General features: G+C 49.7%; 24 protein-coding genes. 12 read left to right on the top strand and 12 right to left on the bottom strand.

Features of this window, described 5'->3' with window-relative positions; all coding sequences use genetic code 11:
* Positions 1-124: 124 nt before the first annotated feature.
* On the top strand, positions 125-2,962 hold the full coding sequence (locus tag H6F86_RS08700) for a pitrilysin family protein (protein ID WP_190448114.1): 2,838 nt from the start codon (positions 125-127) through the stop codon (positions 2,960-2,962).
* 302 nt (positions 2,963-3,264) lie between these two features.
* Entirely contained in the window at positions 3,265-4,089 is an 825-nt protein-coding gene (map, locus tag H6F86_RS08705; RefSeq protein ID WP_190448367.1) for a type I methionyl aminopeptidase, read from the top strand.
* An 18-nt stretch (positions 4,090-4,107) separates the two neighbouring features.
* Here map and H6F86_RS08710 read toward each other — a convergent pair whose 3' ends face one another.
* The gene (locus H6F86_RS08710) at positions 4,108-4,809 is read right to left on the bottom strand and encodes a hypothetical protein (protein WP_190448116.1); all 702 of its coding nucleotides are present in this window, start codon (positions 4,807-4,809) and stop codon (positions 4,108-4,110) included.
* 161 nt (positions 4,810-4,970) lie between these two features.
* Between H6F86_RS08710 and H6F86_RS08715 the strand changes: the two genes are divergently transcribed.
* Positions 4,971-5,405 (top strand): hypothetical protein, encoded by a 435-nt coding sequence (locus H6F86_RS08715; RefSeq protein WP_190448118.1) that lies wholly within the window; start codon positions 4,971-4,973, stop codon positions 5,403-5,405.
* Positions 5,406-5,527: 122 nt separating this feature from the next.
* Here the strand turns inward: H6F86_RS08715 and H6F86_RS08720 are convergent, their stop codons facing one another.
* The 3 genes from H6F86_RS08720 to upp form a co-directional block, all read right to left on the bottom strand.
* Positions 5,528-5,830, bottom strand: coding sequence for a YggT family protein (locus tag H6F86_RS08720; protein ID WP_190448120.1), 303 nt, complete (start codon positions 5,828-5,830; stop codon positions 5,528-5,530).
* 122 nt (positions 5,831-5,952) lie between these two features.
* Complete coding sequence (locus tag H6F86_RS08725; RefSeq protein WP_190448122.1) at positions 5,953-6,285, bottom strand: hypothetical protein; 333 nt, start codon at positions 6,283-6,285, stop codon at positions 5,953-5,955.
* A gap of 137 nt (positions 6,286-6,422) precedes the next feature.
* Positions 6,423-7,073, bottom strand: coding sequence for a uracil phosphoribosyltransferase (upp, locus tag H6F86_RS08730; RefSeq protein WP_190448124.1), 651 nt, complete (start codon positions 7,071-7,073; stop codon positions 6,423-6,425).
* Positions 7,074-7,532: 459 nt separating this feature from the next.
* Between upp and crtH the strand changes: the two genes are divergently transcribed.
* Complete coding sequence (gene crtH / locus H6F86_RS08735) at positions 7,533-9,065, top strand: carotenoid isomerase (protein ID WP_242033446.1); 1,533 nt, start codon at positions 7,533-7,535, stop codon at positions 9,063-9,065.
* Positions 9,066-9,088: 23 nt separating this feature from the next.
* On the opposite strand, the gene H6F86_RS08740 is transcribed toward crtH, so the two are convergent.
* Positions 9,089-9,292 carry a hypothetical protein gene (locus H6F86_RS08740; RefSeq protein ID WP_190448129.1) on the bottom strand — a complete coding sequence of 68 codons (204 nt, stop codon included), beginning with the start codon at positions 9,290-9,292 and terminating at the stop codon, positions 9,089-9,091.
* Positions 9,293-9,952: 660 nt separating this feature from the next.
* On the opposite strand from H6F86_RS08740, the gene H6F86_RS08745 reads away from it, so the two are divergent.
* Complete coding sequence (locus H6F86_RS08745) at positions 9,953-10,267, top strand: Mo-dependent nitrogenase C-terminal domain-containing protein (RefSeq protein ID WP_190448131.1); 315 nt, start codon at positions 9,953-9,955, stop codon at positions 10,265-10,267.
* Between the two features lie 196 nt (positions 10,268-10,463).
* On the opposite strand, the gene cobW is transcribed toward H6F86_RS08745, so the two are convergent.
* The 3 genes from cobW to H6F86_RS08760 form a co-directional block, all read right to left on the bottom strand.
* Positions 10,464-11,546, bottom strand: coding sequence for a cobalamin biosynthesis protein CobW (cobW, locus tag H6F86_RS08750; protein WP_190448133.1), 1,083 nt, complete (start codon positions 11,544-11,546; stop codon positions 10,464-10,466).
* Between the two features lie 258 nt (positions 11,547-11,804).
* Positions 11,805-12,521, bottom strand: a complete 717-nt coding sequence (locus H6F86_RS08755; RefSeq protein WP_190448135.1) for a heme oxygenase (biliverdin-producing) — start codon at positions 12,519-12,521, stop codon at positions 11,805-11,807.
* A gap of 297 nt (positions 12,522-12,818) precedes the next feature.
* A complete protein-coding gene (locus H6F86_RS08760; RefSeq protein WP_190448137.1) occupies positions 12,819-13,160 on the bottom strand; it encodes an NAD(P)H-quinone oxidoreductase subunit M in 342 nt (113 codons plus the stop codon).
* Positions 13,161-13,625: 465 nt separating this feature from the next.
* Between H6F86_RS08760 and coaE the strand changes: the two genes are divergently transcribed.
* A complete protein-coding gene (coaE, locus tag H6F86_RS08765; RefSeq protein WP_190448138.1) occupies positions 13,626-14,282 on the top strand; it encodes a dephospho-CoA kinase in 657 nt (218 codons plus the stop codon).
* A 91-nt stretch (positions 14,283-14,373) separates the two neighbouring features.
* Complete coding sequence (locus H6F86_RS08770; RefSeq protein ID WP_347240102.1) at positions 14,374-15,045, top strand: hypothetical protein; 672 nt, start codon at positions 14,374-14,376, stop codon at positions 15,043-15,045.
* A gap of 129 nt (positions 15,046-15,174) precedes the next feature.
* On the opposite strand, the gene H6F86_RS08775 is transcribed toward H6F86_RS08770, so the two are convergent.
* On the bottom strand, positions 15,175-15,396 hold the full coding sequence (locus H6F86_RS08775) for a hypothetical protein (protein WP_190448140.1): 222 nt from the start codon (positions 15,394-15,396) through the stop codon (positions 15,175-15,177).
* 216 nt (positions 15,397-15,612) lie between these two features.
* Positions 15,613-17,019, bottom strand: a complete 1,407-nt coding sequence (locus H6F86_RS08780) for a TldD/PmbA family protein (RefSeq protein ID WP_190448142.1) — start codon at positions 17,017-17,019, stop codon at positions 15,613-15,615.
* 276 nt (positions 17,020-17,295) lie between these two features.
* Here H6F86_RS08780 and H6F86_RS08785 point away from each other — a divergent pair, with 276 nt between their 5' ends.
* The 4 genes from H6F86_RS08785 to H6F86_RS08800 all read left to right on the top strand — a co-directional run bounded on the left by H6F86_RS08785 (position 17,296) and on the right by H6F86_RS08800 (position 21,766).
* Complete coding sequence (locus H6F86_RS08785; RefSeq protein ID WP_190448144.1) at positions 17,296-19,473, top strand: CapA family protein; 2,178 nt, start codon at positions 17,296-17,298, stop codon at positions 19,471-19,473.
* 9 nt (positions 19,474-19,482) lie between these two features.
* Complete coding sequence (locus H6F86_RS08790) at positions 19,483-20,352, top strand: aldose epimerase (protein WP_190448146.1); 870 nt, start codon at positions 19,483-19,485, stop codon at positions 20,350-20,352.
* A gap of 203 nt (positions 20,353-20,555) precedes the next feature.
* Positions 20,556-21,209: a general stress protein gene (locus tag H6F86_RS08795; RefSeq protein WP_190448148.1), complete on the top strand. Its 654-nt coding sequence runs from the start codon at positions 20,556-20,558 to the stop codon at positions 21,207-21,209.
* Positions 21,210-21,304: 95 nt separating this feature from the next.
* Positions 21,305-21,766 (top strand): BON domain-containing protein, encoded by a 462-nt coding sequence (locus H6F86_RS08800; protein WP_190448151.1) that lies wholly within the window; start codon positions 21,305-21,307, stop codon positions 21,764-21,766.
* A gap of 208 nt (positions 21,767-21,974) precedes the next feature.
* On the opposite strand, the gene H6F86_RS08805 is transcribed toward H6F86_RS08800, so the two are convergent.
* Positions 21,975-22,715 (bottom strand): HAD family phosphatase, encoded by a 741-nt coding sequence (locus H6F86_RS08805; protein ID WP_347240103.1) that lies wholly within the window; start codon positions 22,713-22,715, stop codon positions 21,975-21,977.
* Between the two features lie 145 nt (positions 22,716-22,860).
* Between H6F86_RS08805 and H6F86_RS08810 the strand changes: the two genes are divergently transcribed.
* Positions 22,861-23,250: a hypothetical protein gene (locus H6F86_RS08810; protein ID WP_190448154.1), complete on the top strand. Its 390-nt coding sequence runs from the start codon at positions 22,861-22,863 to the stop codon at positions 23,248-23,250.
* A gap of 82 nt (positions 23,251-23,332) precedes the next feature.
* Here the strand turns inward: H6F86_RS08810 and H6F86_RS08815 are convergent, their stop codons facing one another.
* Positions 23,333-24,358 carry a glycosyltransferase family A protein gene (locus H6F86_RS08815; protein ID WP_190448156.1) on the bottom strand — a complete coding sequence of 342 codons (1,026 nt, stop codon included), beginning with the start codon at positions 24,356-24,358 and terminating at the stop codon, positions 23,333-23,335.
* Between the last annotated feature and the right edge of the window lie 11 nt (positions 24,359-24,369).

Here is a 24,369-nt window from a genome sequence, read left to right on the forward strand (position 1 = left end):
ATTCGCCACTGCGCTGCTCTACGAATGGATTAGATTAGAGCAGAGGCAAGTGTTGAGGGAATATAAGTTAGTTTCCTTGATTGGCTTGCTGAGATCAGTTTTTCAGAGCTTTGTCCGTATATTTATGCTTTCTACACTACTGCGTCGCTACGGTCTTCCTAGCCTGCTGTTTGCTCTTTGTCTGGGTGTCGTCTTGTGGTCTAAACTGCCTGCGGTTGGTCAAACGGCGATCCCCAGCGCCGTCATTGCTCAAACAAGCCCTCAAAATAGTCCCCTACCAAAACCGCAGCCATCTGCCGTACCTTCAGAGGCGCTAACTGCGACCGTCCGTAAAACGGTGCTAGACAATGGGCTGACCGTTTTGACTAAAGAAGTAAAGACGGCTCCTGTGGTGACAGTACAAGTTTGGTACCGCGTTGGGTCACGCAACGAAACCCCCGGGATCAGCGGTATTGCTCATCAATTAGAGCATTTAATGTTTAAGGGAACGAAGGCGCGTCCCATTCAGTTTGGGCGCTTTTTCAGCGCATTGGGCAGCGAGTCAAATGCCTTCACTAGCTACGACCAGACTGCCTACTTTGGCACCGTTGAGCAAGACAAGCTAAAGGCTCTGCTGGTACTGGAAGCAGACCGGATGCAGAATGCTCTCATTGATGAGCAACAGCTTACCAGCGAAAAGCGAGTGGTGATTTCGGAACTGCAAGGGTATGAGAACAATCCTGGCTATCGTCTGGGACGATCGGTAATGAAGGCTGCCTTTCCAAAAAGTCCCTATGGCTTGCCTGTTGGCGGTACCAAGGCAGACGTACAGGCGTTTACTGTAGAGCAAGTGCGTGCTTACTACCGTAAGTTCTATAGACCTGACAACGCAACGTTAGTCGTGGTTGGTAATTTTCAGACTGATGACACTCTCGCAGCGGTGAAAGAAACGTTTGGTGCCGTGCCTAAGGGTACGGGCGTGTTGCCTGATCTGGAGTCACCACAGCCAAAGGTATTGCCTAACTCTACTAAGAAGGCTCCAATCGTTCTGAAAGAATCGGGCAGTGCGGCATTGCTGAACGAGGTTTATCCCCTGCCCAATGTTCAGCATCCTGATGTCCCGGCGTTGCAGGTAATGGACTATGTTTTGACTGGGGGACGGAGTTCGCGGCTCTATCAGTCATTGGTTGAGTCTGGATTGGCAAGTGATGCAAGCGGCTATGCAGCAAATTTGATTGGTGCGGGCTGGTACGAACTCTCCATCACTGCGGCTCCAGGCAAGGAGCTAACGCAGATTGATACCGCTCTCCAAAAAACGTTGGCTGATCTGCGCGCTCAGCCCATTAGTCAAGAAGAATTAGAACGAGCAAAAACACAGTTACGAGCGTCGATCGCCCTGCGGAATCGTGACATTACCAGTCAGGCACAGCAGCTAGGTGACGATCAGACCAGTACGGGCGACTACCAATTTAGCGATCGCCTGCAAGCTGCGATTGCTACTGTTACGCCTGCGGATGTGCAACGGGTTGCAACCACTTACCTCACGCCAGCAAACCGTACTGTTGGCTTTTTTGAACCCACACAGTTGGATGGTAAACCAGGCACTAGCGCCAGCAATCCTGCGCAGACGATGGAAAACTTTAGCCCCGGTGCCCCAGTTGATCCGGCAGAACTTGCTAAATATTTGCCGAAGCCGACTGCCAGTGATCAGCAAGTGGCGCAGACATTGCCTGAAAAGCTCACCCTCGCGAATGGGCTGAACGTGCTGCTGCTGACCGATCGCAGCACGCCAACGGTTACTCTCAGCGGCTATGTTAAAGCGGGTAGTGCGTTTGACAAGGCAGAGACCGCTGGTTTGGCAAGCTTGACGGCAGCCAACCTGATGAATGGTACGAAAACAAAGGATGCGCTGGCGATCGCCAAAACGCTCGAAAATCGGGGAGCTAGTTTGGGTTTTAGTGCGAATCGCGAAGGCGTATCGATCAGCGGTAATGCTCTATCAGCCGACCTGCCAACGCTGTTACAAGTGTTGAGCGATGTGCTGCAAAACGCCAGCTTTCCAGAGGACGAATTGGCATTGAGCCGTCAACGGGCGCTCACCAGTCTCAAACTGGAGTTGGATACCCCTGCTCGTCTGGCACGGCGTATTTTTCAGCAAACGATTTACCCCGAAAATCACCCCTTTCACTCCTTCCCGACGGAAGCTAGCCTGAAGCAAGTGACTCACGCTACCGTAATGCAGTTCTACCAACAGCGCTATCACCCTGATAACACAGTGATTGCCTTGGTCGGCGATTTTGACTCCAGCCAAGTGCGTGCCCTACTTAACCAGGAGCTAGGTGCTTGGCAAGACCCGACTCAAGCGACGACCATCGAGTTTCCACAGGTGCCACTGCCAAAAGCCATCACGCGGGTCAATCCAGTCTTGCCTGGTAAGACACAAGCGATTACCTACATTGGTTACAACGGGATTGATCGCAATGATCCCCAATACTACAGTGCACAGGTCATGAACCAGATTATCGGTGGCGATACACTGTCGAGTCGTCTAGGCACCGAAATTCGCGATCGCCAGGGTCTTACCTATGGCATCTACAGCGTCTTTCAAGCAGGCATCACCTCTGGGCCCTTCATGATTAGTATGCAAACGGCTCCAGAAGATACAGACAAAGCGATCGCCAGCACTCTCAGCCTTTTGAAGCAGCTCCGCGACAACGGCGTGACCGAAGCTGAAGTCGCAGCCGCCAAACGATCGCTCACCAGCAGCTATCCAGTGGCACTGGCAGATCCCGAGAGCCTCTCTAGCGAAATCCTGATGGATTTTGTCTATGGTCTGGGCATCAACGAAATTCGCGACTATACCGCTAAGATCGATGCTGTTAACCTGGCACAAGTGAACCAGACGATTCAGGCGCTGCTCCACCCCGATCGCGTTGTTGTCGTTACTGCTGGACCCGGCAGTACAGCTTCTTCCCAAAAGTGAGCTTTACGGAAAGAAGATTCAACCAGGCTTAGAATCGTCTCTATAAACGTAAGTAATCTTGTTTATAGAGACGATCGACCGTTACTGACCTATGAACGAGGCAAGCGGGTCAGCCATCCTAGGATGCAGTAATTTGAGTTACTGTTAGTAAAGGTAAGCGTTCAAGATCAGGTAATCAACACACCTGTATGAGTTAATTTGAACAATGTCTTACCGTTGGGCTACGGCTTGAATTGTCTGGTTTGGGTCTTTTGTCAACTGCGACTTTTGTTGGTAACGCCTTTAATTTTGGTTGCGATCGCATGAATATTTTTAGCCAACTGCGTAACAAACCTGCTCTGTCTTCACCGCCTAAACAGCGTCGCGGCATTGAGCTAAAATCTCCCCGCGAAATTGAGATCATGCGGCAGGCTTCCCGGATTGTGGCAACCGTGTTGAAGGAAATTGCAGCGCTGGTTGAGCCTGGTATGACTACAGCCGATCTAGATGCCCATGCCGAAAAACGCATCCGTGAAATGGATGCTACTCCTAGCTTCAAGGGCTATCACGGCTTTCCTGCTTCCATTTGCTCATCTATCAACAACGAAGTGGTGCATGGCATCCCTAGTCGTAAAAAAGTAATCCGCTCTGGTGATGTGTTGAAGGTAGACACTGGTGCTTACTTTCAGGGGTTTCACGGCGATTCCTGCATCACAATCGCCGTTAGTACTGTTACGCCCGACGCGGCACGTCTGATTCGTGTGGCGGAAGAAGCGCTATATAAAGGCATTGAGCAGGTAAAAGCGGGTGCTCATTTGCTGGATTTGGCAGGCGCGATCGAAGATCACGTGAAGGCAAACGGGTTCACAATTGTCGAAGACTTTACAGGGCATGGCGTGGGGCGCAACCTGCACGAAGAACCGTCGGTGTTCAATTTTCGTACCCACAGTATGCCAAACGTCAAATTGCGGGCAGGCATGACTCTAGCGATCGAACCAATTCTTAATGCCGGATCACGCTTTACTCGTACCCTTGCTGATCGCTGGACTGCCGTCACGGTCGATAACACCCTCTCCGCCCAGTTTGAACATACAGTGCTGGTTACGGAGCACGGCTACGAAATCTTAACCGATCGTACGAACGTTTAAACGCAGACCCAGCAGCCATTAACCGTCTAGCCAACGCCAATTAGGGCGATTCCAGTCATAGATTCCTTGCATTTCGTATTCGGTGCCATCCCCAAAGCGAAGAATGCAACTTGTCTCACTATTGCCTAATGCGTTAACACTACTGTCCCTTAGGGGTGAGCCAGCATCATTACTTTCAGTTGCGTCTCGGATGCTGACTACTGTACAGGGAAACCATTCTCGGCTACAGGGTCCGCTTTCTTGCACCCATTCCCACAAGCCATTGGTGACTTCAATGCGATCGCCCAGCTTTAGTTTGAGTCCGTCACTGCTGTTTGATTCCAGGTAGGTTGCTACTTGTGCCGGGGTAATCTGCTCTAACCACTGAATGCCGTAACGTTCACGGATAAACTGAACGCCTCCAGAGCTTCTGCCCTCAAGCCAATCATTCAGTAAAGTAATTTTCCAGGGTTGGTTTTGGCTTTCCTGCTGTTTAAGGAACGACAGAAAGGCTTGCTTTTCATCAGACGTAAGTTGCTCTAGTGGATTGCTTGTACTATTTGTCTCACCCGCAACGGCGCTGCGATCGCAATCCGGTTGCTGCCCCTCTTGCTCAAACTGCATTGCCGCCAGTACTACTTGAAGCAAGATCTGCTTTTGGCGATCGCTTAGAGGCTGCAAAACGTCTGCACATTGGTTAAACGCTGCGTTGAGAGCAGCTTCAAGCTTCGATTGAGTCATGTCTATCAGCGATCGCCGAACATGAATTCTCTATTATGACAAACGTTTCAAAAAGCGTCCTCCAGGCTATTGGGGTTCGATTCAAGATAAGCTGAGACAGGGCTTCTGCGTGATGTAACGAAGTCGTCCATCCACCGTGTCTAGCTGTTGACCCATACCCTATGACATTTCGCGCGTTTGCCACTGTTTTTGCTACAGGTCTTTTGTGGTTGCTCACCACTTTGAGCACGCCGCCCGCCCTAGCACTTACCCAAATTAGGCTGTTTGACCTCTCTTACCATGAGTGCCCTGCTGAACTGTCCGATAAGCAGGAGAACAGTGGTGTTGCCAGCATCTTCCCCAACTGCTTCATCGTGACGGGAAAAACCGAAAATAAATCTGGCAAACCTGTAGTCAACGCTGACATTTTTGGGCGTATCTACGATGCAAACAACGATTCTGTGATGCAAAATCGTACTCGTTTGGGAGCGATCGACGAAGTGCCGCCTGGTATTGGCACCTTTGATTTGAGAATTTCAGTGCCGTCAAGTCAACCAACACCACTAAAGCTAGAGCAGTTTAAGGCGGCTGGCTTCACGGGAACAGTTCGTCGCTAAGACTGGAAAAGCCTGCTCCGCATTCAAGAAAACGTAAGCAGGCTTTGATGTGTTTGACTCAGCATATTCAGGTGCTAGAACAAATGCTAGAAGCGCTTGAGCAAGCAACTACAAGGAATATCCTAATACCCTACTTGTGAGCCAACGAGTAATTGAGCGATCAGCGGCAGAACAGTGGATTGAACTACTTGTAGAAGCAGCAATGCCAGAATTGCTGAGAAGTCAAGACCACCCAAAGGCGGAATGATGGAGCGGAAAATATTCAGGTATGGGTCAGTGAGTTGACTCAGAATAGAAAACGGTGGATCAAACCAGTTAATGTTGGGAAACCAGCTCAATAGAATCCGGATAAATAGTAGAGCCAGGTAGAAGCCAAGACAGTTCTGAATTACTTGAAACAATAGAAAGATGGGGTTGTCAAGCATAGAGGTATGTTTCCTTTTACAGCAAAGATGTTGGCATCTGGACTTAATTTAACGAATATCAGCAGCGATCGATCCAGGTAAGTTTATCACCTCATACCAGACGCGCTATTTCCAGGTAGTAGCTACAGTTCTCTAGCAGTCGATCGCGCTTCGGTAGAGCCATTCACCCCACCCAGTTGTTGACGCACATCGTCGATCGCATCATTTAATTGGGCAATTTTATCTTCCAGGCTGCGGCGGGCAACTTCCATTTCTGCCTGTTCGTCGGCTGCCTTCAGCGATCGCCGCTTTGCCCTACTGTCCTGAGGATCAGCCTGACTGCTACTTAACAGCGGTTCCTCAGACTGGGGGTTAAGTACCCTAGAGGCAACTACAGCACCCAACGCACCGCCCACGATGCCCCCAAACATAGCACCGAGTAAAAAGCCGCCCGAAAAATTGTCTCGCTGACTCATCGCTGCTCAAAATCCCACTTGCATCGCCAAATTTAACTCTTGCCTTGTTACCCCTAGCTTAACTGCTAGTGCCGCTAACGGCTAGCACTGTGAACAGGCTAAACACCTAGCCAAGCAAGTGCCTTAGATTAACATCATCACGTGCCAAAGGTGCGATCGCCAGCATCACCTAGCCCCGGCACGATAAAGCCACTCTCATTTAAACCTTCATCAATGCCAGCCGCGTAAATAGTGAGGCTGGGATACGCTGCACTAAGCTTTTGTAACGCAGTTGGAGCCACAACGACAGAGATAATGCGTACCAGTGCTGGATCAACTCCTCGCTGGATTAACTCTGCCATCGCTGCAATGCTTGTTCCTCCCGTTGCTAGCATCGGTTCTGTAATTAAAACCCGTGTCTGGGGGGCAAAGTTCTTTGGCAGCTTGTTAAGGTAGCAGCTTGGCTCCAGAGTTTCTTCATTTCTGACAAACCCAATATGGTAAATCGACGCCAACGGCAGCAGTGCTTGGGCACCATCCAACAGCGCCAGTCCAGCCCTCAGAATTGGCATCACGACAACGGGCACTGTTGGATCAATAAAGGTCGCTGGACAGGGAGCCAGCGGTGTATTGATCGTAGTTTCTTGAATCGGCAGCCAGTCGCGAATGGCTTCATAGGTCAACCAGCGACCTAACTCAGTCATGGCACTGCGAAAAAGCGTTGAAGGGGTTGACACATCACGGGCTACAGCCAACCAATGCTGGATAAGGGGATGTGGCGGCACATAGACACGCAGTTGAAGAGTCATAGATTAGAAAAATCTGAGAAAGAATAGTCCAGCGGCGATCGGTCACAAGTTTGACTCATCATACTCTCTTACTACAACTCAGTTTGCACTTCTAGGCTCACTTGTAAACGGTAAGCCAAGGCGATCGCGCAGGTGCTTACTGCCCTTTTTCGATCATGCTGTAAGGCAATGACTTAGAGTTGACACAGATTCTCAACAAAGCTATGGTTATCTGAGTGTTCTCCTCTCTGAAGGATTAGCAGGGGGATTGGTCAGCAGCAGTAGACCGATCCCCTTTTTTTTGATCCATTACTAGGATCGATTTCCCCTAACGCTTCTCTCTATGCTTAAAGAGCACAGCCTAGGTGATTAGCTCTTGCGGCGTAAGGCTTACTAGAGGCAGCAACTTCGGTAGACTGGTGAAAGTCTTCGTCGTGTCGATTGCGCTATTCTATGCCTTCATCTTCTCAACCCGTTTCAATGCCTGTTGCTGGGCAATCGCCGCTGTCACCAGCCGCTTCTACTGACTTTGACGCGATCGTGATTGGCTCGGGCATTGGTGGCTTAGTGACTGCCACACAGCTAGCAGCAAAGGGAGCCAGCGTCTTAGTGCTGGAGAGCTACCTGATTCCTGGCGGCAGTGCAGGCTATTTTGAACGGCAGGGTTATCGGTTTGACGTTGGCGCTTCGATGATTTTTGGCTTTGGTCAACAGGGTACGACCAATCTTCTCACTCGCGCTCTAGAAGCGGTGAACGTCAGTCTTGAAACGATTCCTGATCCTGTGCAAATTCATTATCATTTGCCCGACGGCTTAGAGCTAAAAGTACACAAAGACTATGAGAAGTTTTTGCAAGAGTTAACGGATCTGTTTCCTCATGAACAGAATGGCATTCGACAGTTTTACGATGAATGCTGGCGCGTGTTCAACTGCCTGAACGTGATGGATCTGCTGTCGCTAGAAGAACCGCGTTACCTTATGCGCGTCTTTTTTCAGCACCCGCTTGCCTGCTTGGGGCTAGTCAAATATCTACCCCAAAATGCTGGAGACATTGCCCGACGGTATATCAGTGATCCCGCGTTGCTGAAGTTTATTGATATGGAGTGCTATTGCTGGTCGGTTGTACCCGCCGATCGTACACCGATGATTAATGCGGGTATGGTGTTTAGCGATCGTCACTACGGCGGTATTAATTACCCCAAAGGTGGCGTAGGGCAGATTGCTCAGAAACTGGTCGAAGGGCTAGAAAAATGCGGTGGGCAGATTCAGTACAAAGCTAGAGTGACCAAAATTTTGCAAACAAACGGACGTGCTACAGGGGTAGAACTGGCTTCTGGAAAACGTTACACCGCAAAGCGCATCATTTCTAATGCAACCCGCTGGGATACCTTCGAGAAGCTGATTCCAGCGGCGCAGATGCCAACTTCAGAACGAAAATGGCAACGTCGCTATCAGCAGTCGTCAAGCTTTCTTAGCTTGCATCTGGGTGTTAAAGCCGAAGCACTGCCTGCTGGGACTGAGTGCCATCACATTTTGCTAGAAGACTGGGAGCGCATGGAAGAGGGTGAAGGCACCATTTTTGTCTCGATTCCAACGCTGCTTGATCCAACCTTAGCTCCTCCCGGTTATCACATCATTCACACTTTTACACCCAGTTGGTTTCACGATTGGCAGCATTTGTCGCCGACTGCCTACAAAGACCGCAAAGAGGCTGCCGCCGATCGCCTTATCCAGCGGCTAGAGCGCATCTTTCCTCATCTCTCTACCCATCTGGATTATCAGGAGATCGGTACACCACGCACCCATCGCCGCTTTCTTGGGCGCGATAACGGCACTTATGGACCGATCCCTCGTCGCAAGCTGGCAGGTCTGTTGGGTATGCCCTTCAATCGCACAGCCGTGTCTGGTTTGTACTGTGTTGGCGACAGCACTTTTCCAGGACAAGGGTTGAACGCAGTTGCCTTTTCTGGCTTTGCCTGCGCTCATCGGGTCGCGGCTGATTTGGGATTTTAAGGCTTTTACAGCCGCCAACGCCCTCAATCTACTACTCGCAAACGACCCCTCCGCAGCAGTTCAAACACCCGATTAATTAACTCTTGCTCAGTCTGGTTAATACTCTTCTGGGAAAGTAAGGCGGACATAAACTGCTGCTGATCAGCACGGCTAATTTTGCCACAGGCTGTAATTTGATTCACCATCTGTTCAATATCTGGATGATGTAGATGAACGTCTTTTGTCATTGATGCACCCGGAACTATCGCACGCTGAGTTTATCAAATCTCTATGTCTGCGCGATCGCCTTTTTCCTGTGATTACGATCACACAACAAGTTGTGCAATTGTTTTAGCGCTTTTTGTTTTTTCTAAAAAAGTAGCTTTGTGATTGCTTGCTACGCGTAGCTAGGAACAAGTGCCTTTTCAGGTGTTATGCCGTTCTACAAAAACTGTGCTTAAGCAGCACAAAATCAGCCGCTTGAAAAAATCTACAGACTCTTTTCTGTCATCCCTTCTGCATTAACTTTGTGCTGCGTAATGTCCAGAAGTCTTGTGCAGTGAGTTTTTCGTAGCGCTCGCTACAATTGTCTCTTTTGCTAAACGTAATAGGGTGCTGTTAAGTCGATCGCAGCTTAACTATAGTTTTCACTAATTAACGTTGCTATCGAGATTAAAGTTTGCTTGGGGCGAATCAGCGCCTTAAGCTCTGCGATCGTTCTACCAAATTTACTAGAAATTTATTTGAAAATGAGCCTTTCTATTCTTAGCTTTACGGAAAAAAAGCTCCTGATTTGTATCTTATAGGGAGGAACAATCAATCAGCTACAACATCAAAGCTTGTAGGTGGCTGTATCAACGATTAAGAGCAGACACAGATTGAGAACATACAGACAAGTGAGGTTTACGATGTCTGATTCACAACTAGCCTTTCATTCCACCCTGCCCTCAGCCAAAGCTGCACCACATACTCTCTGCATCGATGTGCTGCAACCCGTTCGCCAGTGGCTTGACCGTCTTGCAATTAACGATCCAAAGCTTGCCCGTCTTTTATACAAAGTAATTCCTGGTCAGTGCCCCTTCGAGCGAGATATCATCCTTTTTGGTCGCAAACTGGCTCACATTCCACCTCTCTGCAAACTGAACCCTCTTTACGACCAGTTAGTCGGCTTGCGCTTTCGTTCGATGTGCTATCTGGTTGATGTCTGCGGGGAGACGGTTTAGAAGGCAGGAGGCTAAAGGCTACTAAAGGTTTGGTCAGTAGTTAGAAGCTGAGAGCCAGAGTTACAGAAATTTTCTACGGATAGCTACAGTTTTCTATCAGTGAGTAATCAGTGAGTGAAAGAGTGATGGGGTGAAGAGTATGGCTTAGGCAAGCGGAAGTAGCTGTAGCTTATCCTTCATCCCTTATCCCCTCCCTTCACCCTGGCAAAGCGGTTAATTGACTCTCAATGCGGCTTGCATCCAACGCGCGACCGATGAAGACCAGACGGGTCTGTTTTGCTTCTTCAGGCTGCCAGGGGCGATCGTAAAACTGGTCAAAGCGCTTGCCTACACCTTGCATCACCAGCCGCATTGGTTTTTGGGGCACAGCGACAAAGCCTTTGATACGGTAAATTTCTTGCTCTTGTACTAGCGTTTCTAGTTGCTTTCTCAATAGGGCAGGGTCAAAGGCGCGATCAAGGATCAGATGTGCTGAAGTAATCTCATCATCGTGATCGTGGTCTTCTTCTTCATCGTGGTGGCTAGGGCGAGATTCTAAGTTTGCTTCGACCGCCGCTTGAAAGCCAAGTAGGATGTCTGGATCAAGTTGACCGTGGCGGCTAGACACAATTTTGACGGCTCTAGGAAGTTCTTGGAGGACGAGTCGTTCAACGTCGGCTTGGGTTGCTGTATCGACTAAATCGGCTTTGTTAAGGATCACCAGATCGGCGCAAGCAAGCTGATCTTCAAACAGTTCTTGAATCGGTGTTTCGTGATCAAGGCTTGGATCGGCTTGACGCTGTGCTTCTAAGGCTTTTAGGTCAGTAGCGATCGTTCCAGTTGAAACTGCTTCGCAATCGACTACTGTGATCACGCCATCAACTGTTACCGCATGGCTAATTTCGTGCCAGCGAAACGCTTTGATCAACGGCTTGGGCAGTGCAAGCCCAGAAGTTTCAATGAGAATGCAGTCTAGACTATCTCTGCGCTTAAGTAGCTCTAACATGACGGGCAGAAATTCTTCCTGCACGGTACAGCAGAGACAACCATTGGTTAATTCCACGATGTCGGGTGGGCGAGATGTAATAGTTGTCTGTGAAGCCGTTTCATCAGCAGGGGTTTCTTCATCACAGACTTGGCACGATCGCAGTAAGTCACCATCGATCCCCAATTCGCCAAACTCGTTAACCAGTACGGCAATACGTCTGCCCTGATTATTTTGCAGCAGATGCCGAATCAGCGTTGTTTTGCCGCTGCCGAGAAAGCCTGTGATGATCGTGACGGGGATTTTTGCTGCCATTTGAGGGAGGTGAGGAATGAGGAGTAAGGAGGAAGCGGGAGAGATAGGGAAGCAGAGGGAGAAGTTTTAGGTTTTGAGTAGTGTTGCTAGAGAGGTTTGAGTTGATTCTAACTAAGACTTCTTAGTCTTTAGCTTTTAGCCTTTAGCCTTCTGTCTTCAAACTACGAATCCTGAAGGCTTGATAGCGTTTTAACCACCAAGCCCCCAGGATTCTAAAGGTAATGCAGTGAAATGATTGAGATCTGACAAAGGTACTGCTTAGTCTGCCGTTGCTAGCTCGGTGCTGCCACGACTGCGGCGACGAGTAAGGGTGTTGAACAGCATTGCTCCGATCGCCTTAATCAGGTTGCCTTCTAGTTCTTGGAACAGCTTCATGTTCATGCCAAAAGCGGCATTAGCTTCATCCACAATCCGATCGGCAGTAGCATCATCGATCGGCAAATCATTCATTGCCTGCCGATAGGTTGCTTTAAACTGCTTTTCGTCAGGAATGCCCTTGAACTCATAAAAAGCGGTACCGTTGCCATCTGAAAGGTTCATACCGCGTTCGGCAATGCCTTTCAAAATCTGCCCACCCGATAGGTCGCCTAGGTAACGAGTATAGGAGTGAGCAATCAGCAGTTCGGGAGCAGTGTTAGAGATTTCACGAATGCGCTGAATATAAGCTTCAGCAGCCGAAGAAGGGGCTACTTGATCTCGCCAGTTAGGACCGTAGTAGTAATGCAAGTCTTGCTCTAAGGCTGCTTTACGGTTTAGCTCTGGGAAGTAAATTTTGGCAAGCAACGGATGCTGTTGATGCCGCTCCATCTCTTCTTCCATAGCGGAATAGACAAAGTAGAGATTTGAAACCAGCTTGCGGTAGGAGTTCTTCTCAACAACTCCCTTTAAAAAGCATTTTACAAAACCGACGTTTTCAGCCATTGAGTGAGACTTTTTCGTCCCCTCACGCAGCTTGGTTGCTAAATTACTGCTCATGCTAAATCTTCTAAAGCTTACGTTGACTGGATGGTAACTGATGCGCGATCGGTGAGCGCGATGAACCTCGCCAGTAGCCACCCACTTGTTACGGTAGACTGATTTGATGAGAATTTTTATTAAAAAATCTAAAGCAAATGTGCCTACTGTTAAACGTTTGTGAGTGAAAAAGAGGTGATGTTGCGAAGGGAAGAAGCGCAGAGTAAGCAGAATGAAAGATGCGCTTCAAGGCTGCTCTCTAACAGAGATAGGTGCGTAAAATTGCATTACCATTCAGCGATCGCTTAACAAGCGTCATTAGCCTTCACTCGGTGCTACACGGGGCTGACCCATGCTGTAGTTGAGCACGCGGCTGTTGAGGTTATAAGAAATATCGCCTTTTTGCAGGAGCGCTCGCACAAAATGCTCCAGATCAGAACCAATACGACGCAGGTTGTAGTCTGTCAGGTCAGCCCCGCCGTAGGATTCGACTAACTCGTCAAACTTGCGATAAACCTTCTGTACTGCTTCTTCACTCCAGTTGAATTCGTTGTCTGGGTCAATGTCAAGTGTCAAAACATTGTCATTGGGGACTAGCTCGTTATTCTCAACCACAGCCGTAAAGATATGGATGTGACGAGTAGTAGATTTGAGCAACATGGCATAAACTCCGCTGAACTGGATGTGTAGTGAGTTGATTTCGGGGGTGACTGTTCTAAACGTTATTGTAAGGGGCAGTCTTGTTAGTTGCCGAGTGCTTTAGAGAAGCAAAACTGACTGATGCAGTAAGAGCGATCGATAGAAGGGTGCTATGTACCATTAAAAGCCTACTTGAAAACTGTCATACGATCGCTTAGCTCAGTCCATATCGTCAGTAATCACTAACAGAGCAATCACTGATTGCATCTGCTTAAATCAGGGCGCGATCATGCAGATTCCGTCAGATTCTAGCTCCTTGAGCAGAAAACTGGCAGAATCAAAGAGGTGCAGCAGCACTTGCAACCTTATTGCTCTTTTAGAACTTTGGACAAGCTGCTTTAACTACACATACCCTTTTGTAACCGCCCCTTCAATGAGGGAGTACTTGCTGGCAAACCACCTCGAGACTTTCCAGGTGTCTAATTTATGAATACTCACAGCAATCAAGCTCACCCCCCTCAACGCATCATTGGTCTTGCAGGGGGTATTGGGATGGGTAAAACAACTGTCTCAAATTATTTGGCAACAGTTCACCAATTGCCTGTTCTAGATGCCGATATCTACTCTAGAGAGGCTGTTGCGCCAGGGTCGCCTGTACTTGGTGAGGTGGTAGAGCGCTATGGTTCTGGGTTGTTGCTGCCTGATAAGACGCTGGATCGACACCGATTGGGCGATATCATCTTTAGCAGTCCACCAGAGCGACTGTGGTTAGAGCAACGGATTCACCCTTATGTCCGCGATCGTCTGGTAGCAGGTATGCACACGCTGTCTACAGAGATACCGCCGCATCCCACCATTGTCCTGGTGATTCCGCTCTTGTTTGAAGCGCGCATGACTGATCTGGTGACTGAAACCTGGGTAGTGCGTTGTCCGCCAGCGCAGCAGCTAGAACGGTTGATGCAGCGCGATCACCTGAGTTTGCAGCAGGCTCGTGCCCGTATTGACAGCCAGATGTCGATTCAAAAGAAGGCGACTTATGCTGATCTAGTGCTAGATAACACCTCGACGCTGGAGCATCTGTTTCAGCAAGTGGATGCTGGACTGGCACAAATACCCGTTCGCTTGACCGTACCACGCGGGTAATAGCGTCTTTGGGCATAAAAGGGGCGAGCGATCGCCAGCAATTGTAGCGTATGGCGACAGTTCCTGTTTTGGGTTGAACTTTAGACGATAATTGACTGAAGACAAAACTGTGGGGCTGCCCCTTTCCACTTCTACCGTTTATAAATCACTAACCTGGAATACACCAACGCTTGCAGGTTTCTATCGAGACTTTTATATGGGCGCGACGCTGCAACAAATTGCTCGCTATTTAGACAACAAAGGCTGGAAATATAAGCTTGACGAGGATGAATGCCATATCCTCACCGGCGTTTATGCTGAAAACATTCCCGAATTCCTCATCGTGATTCAGCTTGATGAAGACGGTGAGTTTTTTGAACTCTTCGCACCACGAGTCCTTTCTGGGGTTAATAACCATCCACATAAAGCAGCCATCCTTCAGACAATGCTCTGCATTTCCTGGGAAACTAAAATGCTGCAATGGGAGTATGACCCTTCAGACGGTGAAATTCGCGCCATCATTGAATTTCCGTTAGAGGACTCTACCCTAACCGAGCGACAGTTCAATCGCTGTTTGTATAGCCTGGTAGAGTTAGTTGATGAAATTGCACTGCCACGTCTGAAAACCGTTATGGAAACGGGTGAAGATCCCGGTGATGTCACTGAAGGGGAACGGCTGTTGCTAAAGCTGCAAGAAGAATCGCCAGGGCTGCTAGACGTACTCGAACGCGCTATGGAAGCCCGGAAACGTCGCGGTCGCTTATCACCTTCCGACGAGGACTAAACGGCTGCAGCTAAACAATGACTGTGGCTAAACGATTAAGAAGGCTAGGTAGCTGAAAAAGCAGGATAGTTGACAAAGTAGACGGTCGCGCTACTTACAATCTCCGGCACACTTGGTTCTCCAGCATATTTAAGTCTCTAGTGCACACTGGGGAAAACGCCCGTGCCGATTTGCCTCAACGACTGCATTGCGACATTCCAGTAAGCTAGCGCCTGTTTTGCGCGAAAGCTCTTGAAGGCTGATGACAGGGTAGCTTGCTGGTGGTGCTGCCAGGTAAAGCTCGTAGGCAACATCTAAGACTTTACCGTTGAGCATCAGAGGGCGAACGGTAGCCTCTAGAACGTTAAACATAAGACCTCATGCATCAACACGATTTGCTTATTTTTAATCAAGCTAGAGCGATTAGCGTCTATCGTCGGTCACGTTTTGCCCTGGTTTAGTGCTGTGCCTAATGGTGTAATAATCTGGCTCGATCGCCTCTACCTTTTGAGACACTTCATGCCAACTTGGCTACGTTGAGACAGACGCAAACGTTTCGTCAATAGACGCTAAAAGCCGCTTCTGCCCTTACTCTTCGTCTAATGCTTCTCCACCAACAACAACGTTGCGAATGCGTAGACTAGGACCACCGCAACCGACGGGTAAGCCACTTTGTCCACCTTTGCCACAACCGCCTGATTCGTCCCAGAAGAAGTCGTCGCCGATCGCCTCAATGTCGCCCAGGGTTGTGAAGGCATTACCGGATAGAGTTACGTCACGCACCGGTTCTGCCACTTCACCATTGCGAATCATCCATGCCTCTCCGGCTGTAAAGGTAAACATTTCGCCGTTGGTCATACCGCCTAGCCAGTTGCGGGCGTATACCCCTTCTTGAATGCCGTTAAATAGATCCGCGACAGGGGTTTGACCACGTTCGATCCACGTATTGGTCATACGAACGATCGGTGGATAGTGATAATTTAGGCAGCGGGCGTTACCTGTTGCAAGCTCGCCCAGTTTTCCAGCGGTTTCGCGGGAGTGTAGCCGTCCTACCAATATGCCATCTTTGATCAACTGAGTGGTGGTGGCAGGCGTGCCCTCATCGTCATAAAAATAGCTGCCGCGATGACCAGCAGGTGCCGCACCGTCAAAAATTTGCAGATCCGATGGACCAAACTGCCGACCAAGGCTCATAACTTCCATCAGATCGGGGTTTTCGTAGGTCATGTCGGCTTCCGAAAGGTGCCCAAAGGATTCATGCACAAACAGTCCAGTGAGGACAGGGTCAATAACGACGGTGTAAGTGTTGCCCCGCACAGGTGGCAGTGCTAGTGAGCCAACGGCTCGTTGGGCGGCATTGCGAACTTGAGCATCCAGTCCTACCAAATCTTCGTACGCCTTGCGGGAACCAGTAGTCTCGCGTCCGGTTTGAACCGTTTCGCCATTACGCGCGGTGGCAGCAAACCGCATTTCCATATCTACCCAGGACTGCTCTAGCAACGTGCCTTCTGAGGTGGCAAGGATAACGTGCTGGGCGCTGTCACCATACCGGATCGAGGTAGTCGTAATATGGGGGCTGATGCTGCGAAGAATGTCGCTGTAATGCTGACAGAGTGCTTTCTTCTGCGCCAGGGGAATATGGCGGGGATCAGTGCCCGTCAATGGTAGGGTGCAGGTTGTTTGAATGGGAGGAATAGGTGCCAGTAAGGTTTCTTCTTCGCCAACTAGTCGGGCAGCGACGATCGCTTCTTCAATGCGATCGCTCAACGTCGAAAGCTGATTGAAACTGGCAAAACCCCAGCCGCCTTTGTGGCAAGCTCTTACCTGCCCACCGATCGCAATCCCTTCTGTCAACGTTTCAATTTTGTCACTCCGTAGAAAAATGTCTGCGCCTTCAGCAGCTTCGAGGCGTACTGCTAGATAATCGACGCGAGAGCGGTAGCGTGCAATCAAGTCTGAGAGCAAATCTTTGATATTGGCGGGCAATGTAGCCATGTCAAACGGTTGTGATAGTAACAGTCTTCATTCTGCAATCAATTACGGCTGGTTAGTAAAAAGTAAAACAGTCGCCGCTAAATGCAAGGCTTAATGTAGGACATGAGGGGAGGAACTGGAACGATCCTTAAGATTTAGGCAGTTTGCTGGCGATCGTATGCCGAAAGTTAGAGATTATAGAGTATTAATGAACTAACCATTGTGGTGATTCATGCTGAGTGATAGCAGAATGCTGCAAGGTTACGGTGTGATGCGGCAGAGTGAGGTCAGAGATTCATGGTTTATACAGATAGCGTTCACCACCCATCGCTAGTAGAACTGGCACGGGCGGGAAATTTTCAAGCGATCGCGCATTGGCTCAACGCTGTGTTGCTGCCCCATGGTATTCGTGCCTATGTAGGTGGCATTCGTCCAGGCTGTTTGAGAGTGTTGATCGAATTACCGCTGCCGCCCTCACAGCGCGAGCTTGCTGAGTCGGGACGCACTGAACTGATCCACTTCATCTGTCATCGCATCTGGAAGCTGAATTCGGCTCAAATTGAGGGCATTCGCATTGCTGGCAAGCTGATGCATGAGCAAGCGCCAGTGTGGGAGCAAAGTGTACGGGTAGTTTCGCCAGCGCGTCGTGCCCGCAAACAACGATCGCAGCACCTTCGCACTCAGCTTCGTCAAACCGCGCAGCAGCGATCGCAGCTTAAAACGATGCGGTCAATGCTGATTAGCGGACCACCGATTTTTGCGTTCGTGTTTGGCTGTGTGCTGGGCTTTTCCAAAGCGCCCTCTGAGCAAACCAACGCAACCGCTTCTTCCTCGTTACCAAAAGCAAACCCCAGCCCTACATCTCTTCGTCCTAACACAGTACAGGCAGCGTTAGAAACAGTGTCTGTTGTCAAGCACGATCGCGTTCCCGACCCTAAAGACCCTACCGTTACACTGACGTTTGCGGGTGATGTAACGCTGTCGGACCATTTTGCCGATGCGATTGGAAAAGACTATGAGCGCACCTTTGCCAATATGGATGAGTACCGCAAGGCAGATCTAGGTATGGTGAACCTGGAAAACCCGTTGACGCGGGCTACGATTCCGCTGCCAGATAAGGAATTTAACTTCAAAGCTGATCCTGATGCAGTAAAGGTCTTGACTAGCGGCGGTGTTAGTCTGGTGAACCTGGCAAACAACCACGCGATGGATTATCAAGAACCTGGGCTAGTAGAGACGCTAGACACGCTGAAACAAGCAGGCATTGCCCACGTTGGTGCAGGACGAAACGTGAAAGAAGCCCGTCGCCCCGAAATCATCGACGTGAAAGGTCAGCGGGTTGCTTACTTTGGCTACTATGGCGCGGATTTTGAAAGTGCGAGTGAAACCAAGGCTGGCACCAACTACGCGGATGAGCAACGCATTGCGGAAGATATAAAAGCCGTTCGTAGCCAGGTGGATTGGGTGATTGTGAACTACCACTGGGGTGAAGAACTGGCGACCCATCCCGCTGACTGGCAGATAAACCTGGCGCATTTTTCAATCGACCAAGGTGCAGATGTGGTCGTGGGGCATCATCCCCATGTGCTACAGGGTGCAGAAATTTACAAAGGTCGCCCGATCGCCTACTCGATGGGTAATTTTATCTTTGGCGGCAATCCTCGCAGCGATTACGATACTGCTGTTCTGAAGGTTGCTCTTAAAGACAAGCAAATGAAAGTCGAATTTGTGCCGGTGGAAGTGCGGGGCTACCAGCCGAGAGTTGCTAGCGAACGCAGCGCCGAGATTCTGAACCAGATTGCCGACCGCTCCAGCGGCTTTCAGGAACCAATGCGATCGCCCATTGCGCTCGATGCCCGACCAGGCGTTGCTGGAGCGACTGCTGCTACAACAACTGAATCACCGACTTTACCTGCTACTACGCCCTCTGACGCAACTGAACCAGCGACCGAACCAGCACCTGATATGCCGCTTCCAGTCGAATCAACTGCGCCAGCTTCAACTGACAGTGAGACGGATCGCCAGATGGAGCAGGCGGCTCCCTTGCCAGCAAAAAAACGTTCTGGCTTCGCCAATCCAACTGATTCGTTCATCACTTCGCCCGATCGCACTCCGTTTAACTCCAGCCAGCCAGAATCTAGTGATTCACCAGTGAACTCACCCTCGGATGCAATGGTGCCTGCGACTGAACCTGCACAGCCAGATGCCGCCACGCCTGCCACGTTAGACCACTCAGCGTTACCAGGACGGCTCTTAAGCGCACTGCCAGTTGCTCACCGTCAACCTGTCCGTCAGTCCGTTACAGCTAGCACTGCGGTTCCGGCATCCAGCGCTCGATTGCAAAACGAGACAGCACAGCAGCCTTCTGCCCGTCGCCAAACCGCTAAAAAGCACCGTCAGGATTGGGTTGCTTCCGAACACGTTGGTGCCGAATTAATTCCAGATGTGTCATTATTGGCAGCGATGGCATGGTGAGGTCTTTGGATGTTTGCGATCGCAGTTGAACAAGGTCAATACAAGACCTACACGCTCTCAGATCAGACGACGAAGACCTCGTTAGAGGTGATTCCAGAGCGTGGAGGCATTGTGACTCGCTGGCGCGTACAAGGGCAGGAAATTTTCTATCTGGACGCAGCCCGACTTACAGACCCAACGCTGACGGTGCGGGGCGGTATTCCGATTCTGTTTCCCATCTGTGGCAATCTGCCTGACAACACGTACACTCACAACGGGCAGTCTTATACGCTCAAGCAGCATGGCTTTGCCCGTGAACTTCCCTGGGAGGTAGTGGATCAGGCGACGGACGATCGTGCCAGCATCACCCTCTCGCTTACCAGCAACGACCAAACTCGCGCCGTCTACCCATTCGACTTTCAGCTTCTTTTTACCTACACGCTGGAGGGCAACAAACTGATTGCTCATCAGCGTTACGTGAATCATTCGGATAGTCCCATGCCGTTCTCTGCTGGATTTCATCCCTACTTTCAAGTTGTGGACAAGGCACAGTTAGAAGTTGATATCCCTGCCGATCGCCTGCTAGACCAACCGACTAAGATCAAACATCCGTTTGACGGCACGTTTGACTTTGAGCGGGATGAAATCGACGTTGCCTTTACTAATCTGTCTCGCCACTCTGCTAGCGTCACCGATCGCGCCCAAGGCTTCCGCCTAACATTAACTCAAAGCGATGAGTTTTCCATCATTGTGTTCTGGACAGTGAAGGGCAAGCCATTCTATTGCCTGGAACCCTGGACTGCTGGGCGGAATGCGCTGAATACAGGCGAGCGGCTGCTTTCCCTTGCACCAGGAGCCAGCCTGGAAACCGTTTTTAGCCTGACAGCAGATTTCCTTTAACTTGAGCTGAATAAGGCTGAAGCAGAAACCGAACAGACAATTTTTAGTCCTTAGCCTTTATCCTTCCCCTCCTTGAATCTGAGTGCAAGTCATCTCTTCGGGATGAGACAAACGCTAAGCGCATCAGACAAAATAGTAGCGTAGATAACAAATTTATTCCGTACTTGTAGCGTTTTAGACCTGCAAGTGGGAAGGAGGGAAAAATGGCTTTAGGACATCACAAACGTGCAGTGGGTACCTTTTCTAGCTATCAGGATGCAGAAACCTCCGTACGTGAATTGAGAGATAGCGGTTTTCCAATGGATCGAGTTTCAGTTGTGGGTCGTGATACCGATCGTGCGGCTGATATTGCTGGTGCAGGCACCCATGCTGGTGACAAGGGCAAGCAAGTGGCTCATGATACCCAAGCAGACGAAGGTGCAAAGAAAGGTGCCACAGCAGGGGGTGCTTTGGGTGGTTTGACAGGTTTGCTGGTTGGTCTGGGCGCACTCGCTATTCCTGGCATTGGTCCAGTGATGTTAGGCGGAGCGCTGGCAACTGCATTGGCAACCACCCTTACTGGGGGCGCAATTGGTGCAGCAGCAGGTGGTCTCGTTGGTGCTTTAGTTGGGCTGGGTATTCCTGAAGACCGTGCCAAGGTGTACAACGATCGCGTCTCTAGAGGCGATTACTTAGTGATCGTGGATGGCTCTGAAGACGAGATTCGCCGAGCAGAAGCAATCTTAAGCCATCGCGGTATTCAGGAATGGGGTGTTTATAACGCAACAGTTCACGAAAACGCCGATCGTACAACCTATCCTTCTGGCGCTGGTTATACAGCAAGCGAAACGACAACAAGACGCGATCCCTTGCTGTAGTTATTGCTAGTGCTTTAAGTACTTTGTGGGGACGGGCATAAGCTCGTCTCTGCAAACCTTTTTAGTTGATACATTTCAATCAAAGGATTAAAAAAATGAAAAAGATTATGCCCCTATTGTTGGGCGGCTTTTTATTAGTCAGTACAGTCGCTTGCAACAATGCTAAAACAACGTCAGATGCCCCTAATGCTACTAACAATAGCGGTCAGGTGCCGAATACTCAAGAAGCTCAGACTGCGAAGAATGACGCAACTAATGACGTTCGCAAAAAGCAAATTGAGTCTGATATCCGGGCACGTGAGCAGCGTAATGATGCTGGCGGCAATCAGGACAAGCGAACTGATGGAGATCTGCAAAGTGAAGTGCGCGGCAAGCTAGAGGCAAATATCCCCAACAGCAAGCTGACTGTAGATTCTAAGGAAGGGGTTGTAACGGTAGCAGGGTCTGTACCGACTCAAGCACAGCTTGCCAAAATTGAACCGTTGGCAAAGGAAATTAAGGGTGTTAAGAGTGTTGCAGTGAAAGCAAAAGTGGCAGCACCAGCAAAAACAAACTAGCTGGAACACTTCAGTAACTGTGAAAAGGGATGTCAGTAGGCATCCCTTTTTTGTGAAATTTCTCAGGTTTAAAGTATCTGTATAAACCCAACTTTTTTGAACGAAGGGCGATCTATTCCACTGTTCGAAAGCAGAGATAGGGGGACGTAAGGCACGACATTGACGTAGGGCAATGATGCAGGCTACCGCCTTTCCAGATTGTGAACGGTTATAGGTTATTTAATTCTCGCTCCTTGGATCTATTGGCGGTAGCGTCTAGCAGTTCCCATAGAGCAGGCGCAGTGAAATCGGGAATAACTAGCGCGGCTCCTAGGGCATAGAGCGTTTGGGGGTCGTAGCTTGTGGCAATGCCAATGGTGAGAATGCCTGCACCAACTGCCGATCGTATCCCCGATGGCGAATCTTCAAAGGCTAGAGCCTGTTTGGGCGCGAGGTCAAATTGTTGAAGTGCATGAGTATAGGGAGCCGGATCGGGCTTACCAATGCCAAGTATGTCAGCGATTACAACCTGATCAAAGGCTTCTTCTAGATGTAGCGATCGCAGGACATGGTGAACATTTTCGGGTGGTGCATTGGTGACAACGCCTTGTTTTAGCCCTTGTTCTGTTGCCCACTGCATCAACTTCATTAAGCCTGGTAACGGCGTTAGTTGAGGTGCTTGCTCACGAAACTGAGCTTCCTTTTGCTCAATAAACTGTTGCTGTTGCAATGGCGACAGGTGGGGCAGCAAATCCTGCACGATCGCCGGATTTAAACGTCCACTGATTTTGGCTTGGTAAAAGGCTTCGTCAATGTCTAGTCCATACTCTTGCAGCATGGCTTGCCAAACCTGGAAATGCAGCGGGTCAGTGTTCACTAGCGTGCCGTCTAGATCGTACAGAATGCCTAAAAGTTGAGTTTCTGCAATGGTAGCGAGAGCTTGTTCTAAGTTGGGTTGAGTGGTTGCCACGGCGATGCTTAAGATTTCTTCACCTTAAAGTAGCACCTCTGAGCGAGAGGAGACGACTGGCACGTAATTAGAGGTCCCTTTTGATAGATGCATTATCTTTGAGGGAACGCTCGTTTTATTCTGAGTGTATTAAGGAGCTGTGCTGATGAAAGGTTTGCTAGCTGGAGTGCTATTGACTGCGATCGCGATCGGTTTTCATGGGACTGCTGCTTACGCACAAGCGAGTGCGGCAGATCTAACCACTACACCTATGACGTCTCAAAGTGCGCCTCTGGTAACTCAGCCAGCGTCAATCAACCAGATGCCAAGTGGCGCTGGTCGTCCTGTCACATCCTATACGTCTGACCAATTGAACGGTGTTTTAGGTATTCTTCAGGCAAATCCCAAACCTACAACGCCGCCAGCGACCAATTCGCTCGACTCCCTCATCCAACGCTTTTCCACCTCTCAGCGAAAGCCAACTACGATTGACCCGATCGATTTCTTCAAGCCGCCTGCTTTAGAGGGTGGAGTCAAGATTCCGATTCAACGGTAGAAGTGGCAAGAGAGTGGAAGGCTAAAGGCTGAAGGCTAAAACCTAAAACAAAGGCTAAAGGCTAAAACGGGGAGCAAAAAACTCAAAGCTCCTCCCTGCCATCAAGTACATGGGCATAAGACTTGAGTAAGTAGTCTGGGCGGCGAGCTGTGATAACGTATCCGGCAAAAACCAGCAGTGCAGAGACGATGACGATCGGCAGTGCAAAGGGCAGGTAAAAAACATGGCGACGATCGTGCCGCGCCATCTTTTGGAGGCGATCGCGAAAGACCTCTAGCTTGCCCTTGAAACCAGCAGTAGGATCGCGATCGTCGCTGAGGTTCTGCATGGCATTCGGTTGCTGCATTGTGCTAGTCGGTTTGGCTAGCAATTGCTGCTGCCAATAATAGTCGTGCCCAATCAGCAGAAACCGCCAAAAAAAATGTGAGCGATCGCTCGGTGGTGCATGGGCAGCTCTTGCTTGAGGCTGTCGCCAAAGCGTGTAGCCCTGTTGCTGTAGATAACGAGCATGAATGACGCAATTACCACGATATAACGGTAACGCGACTGGAATGGGCTGCTTCAGCAGAAATTCGCGCCGGAACGCCACGTTGTTGAGGAAGTATTGCGTTGTTGGAGCCAGAGATTGGCTACTAGAGTACTGCGGAAAAATGTAAGCGATTGCCATTGCAGTGCCGTAAAGCCCAACGCCACGAGTGCTTGTTTCACCAGCGACGATCTGGATATCATTCCTGACTACAAAGGGCATCAGAAGGTGCTGTAGCCATTGTGGCTCGTAGGTACAATCAGAGTCGCAGTAGACAACTACTTCCCCCGTAACCAGTGCGGCTCCCAGCATTTTTGCCTTGTAGTAGCCTGTGGAAGAGGGTGCTTGCTGTATTTTTAGCCAAGGATAGCGATCGCACAGTTGCTTTAATAATTGGGCTGGCGTATTGCCAGTATCAATAATCAAAACTTCGTTAGCAACTGTTAGCGGTACACTTTGTTGCGCCAATGAGGTTAAAGACTGCGATAAACCGTCTAGATGAGCATTGGCTAGATTTTCTGTCTCCAGCACCAAAGAAAAGCTTGGAAACTGCTCCATTGGCGGCATCTTTGCCGATTGCATTAGTACTCCTG

Origin of the sequence: Phormidium sp. FACHB-592 (assembly GCF_014695795.1) — a bacterium.
In the GTDB taxonomy this organism is placed as follows: domain Bacteria; phylum Cyanobacteriota; class Cyanobacteriia; order Leptolyngbyales; family Leptolyngbyaceae; genus Stenomitos.

What these genes read in the sequence shown, in the direction of transcription:
- H6F86_RS08700 (WP_190448114.1), top strand. Translation starts at nt 125, where the DNA reads ATGCTTTCTACACTACTGCGTCGCTACGGTCTTCCTAGCCTGCTGTTT.
- map (WP_190448367.1), top strand. Translation starts at nt 3,265, where the DNA reads ATGAATATTTTTAGCCAACTGCGTAACAAACCTGCTCTGTCTTCACCG.
- H6F86_RS08710 (WP_190448116.1), bottom strand. Translation starts at nt 4,809, where the DNA reads ATGACTCAATCGAAGCTTGAAGCTGCTCTCAACGCAGCGTTTAACCAA.
- H6F86_RS08715 (WP_190448118.1), top strand. Translation starts at nt 4,971, where the DNA reads ATGACATTTCGCGCGTTTGCCACTGTTTTTGCTACAGGTCTTTTGTGG.
- H6F86_RS08720 (WP_190448120.1), bottom strand. Translation starts at nt 5,830, where the DNA reads ATGCTTGACAACCCCATCTTTCTATTGTTTCAAGTAATTCAGAACTGT.
- H6F86_RS08725 (WP_190448122.1), bottom strand. Translation starts at nt 6,285, where the DNA reads ATGAGTCAGCGAGACAATTTTTCGGGCGGCTTTTTACTCGGTGCTATG.
- upp (WP_190448124.1), bottom strand. Translation starts at nt 7,073, where the DNA reads ATGACTCTTCAACTGCGTGTCTATGTGCCGCCACATCCCCTTATCCAG.
- crtH (WP_242033446.1), top strand. Translation starts at nt 7,533, where the DNA reads ATGCCTGTTGCTGGGCAATCGCCGCTGTCACCAGCCGCTTCTACTGAC.
- H6F86_RS08740 (WP_190448129.1), bottom strand. Translation starts at nt 9,292, where the DNA reads ATGACAAAAGACGTTCATCTACATCATCCAGATATTGAACAGATGGTG.
- H6F86_RS08745 (WP_190448131.1), top strand. Translation starts at nt 9,953, where the DNA reads ATGTCTGATTCACAACTAGCCTTTCATTCCACCCTGCCCTCAGCCAAA.
- cobW (WP_190448133.1), bottom strand. Translation starts at nt 11,546, where the DNA reads ATGGCAGCAAAAATCCCCGTCACGATCATCACAGGCTTTCTCGGCAGC.
- H6F86_RS08755 (WP_190448135.1), bottom strand. Translation starts at nt 12,521, where the DNA reads ATGAGCAGTAATTTAGCAACCAAGCTGCGTGAGGGGACGAAAAAGTCT.
- H6F86_RS08760 (WP_190448137.1), bottom strand. Translation starts at nt 13,160, where the DNA reads ATGTTGCTCAAATCTACTACTCGTCACATCCATATCTTTACGGCTGTG.
- coaE (WP_190448138.1), top strand. Translation starts at nt 13,626, where the DNA reads ATGAATACTCACAGCAATCAAGCTCACCCCCCTCAACGCATCATTGGT.
- H6F86_RS08775 (WP_190448140.1), bottom strand. Translation starts at nt 15,396, where the DNA reads ATGTTTAACGTTCTAGAGGCTACCGTTCGCCCTCTGATGCTCAACGGT.
- H6F86_RS08780 (WP_190448142.1), bottom strand. Translation starts at nt 17,019, where the DNA reads ATGGCTACATTGCCCGCCAATATCAAAGATTTGCTCTCAGACTTGATT.
- H6F86_RS08785 (WP_190448144.1), top strand. Translation starts at nt 17,296, where the DNA reads ATGGTTTATACAGATAGCGTTCACCACCCATCGCTAGTAGAACTGGCA.
- H6F86_RS08790 (WP_190448146.1), top strand. Translation starts at nt 19,483, where the DNA reads ATGTTTGCGATCGCAGTTGAACAAGGTCAATACAAGACCTACACGCTC.
- H6F86_RS08795 (WP_190448148.1), top strand. Translation starts at nt 20,556, where the DNA reads ATGGCTTTAGGACATCACAAACGTGCAGTGGGTACCTTTTCTAGCTAT.
- H6F86_RS08800 (WP_190448151.1), top strand. Translation starts at nt 21,305, where the DNA reads ATGAAAAAGATTATGCCCCTATTGTTGGGCGGCTTTTTATTAGTCAGT.
- H6F86_RS08810 (WP_190448154.1), top strand. Translation starts at nt 22,861, where the DNA reads ATGAAAGGTTTGCTAGCTGGAGTGCTATTGACTGCGATCGCGATCGGT.
- H6F86_RS08815 (WP_190448156.1), bottom strand. Translation starts at nt 24,358, where the DNA reads ATGCAATCGGCAAAGATGCCGCCAATGGAGCAGTTTCCAAGCTTTTCT.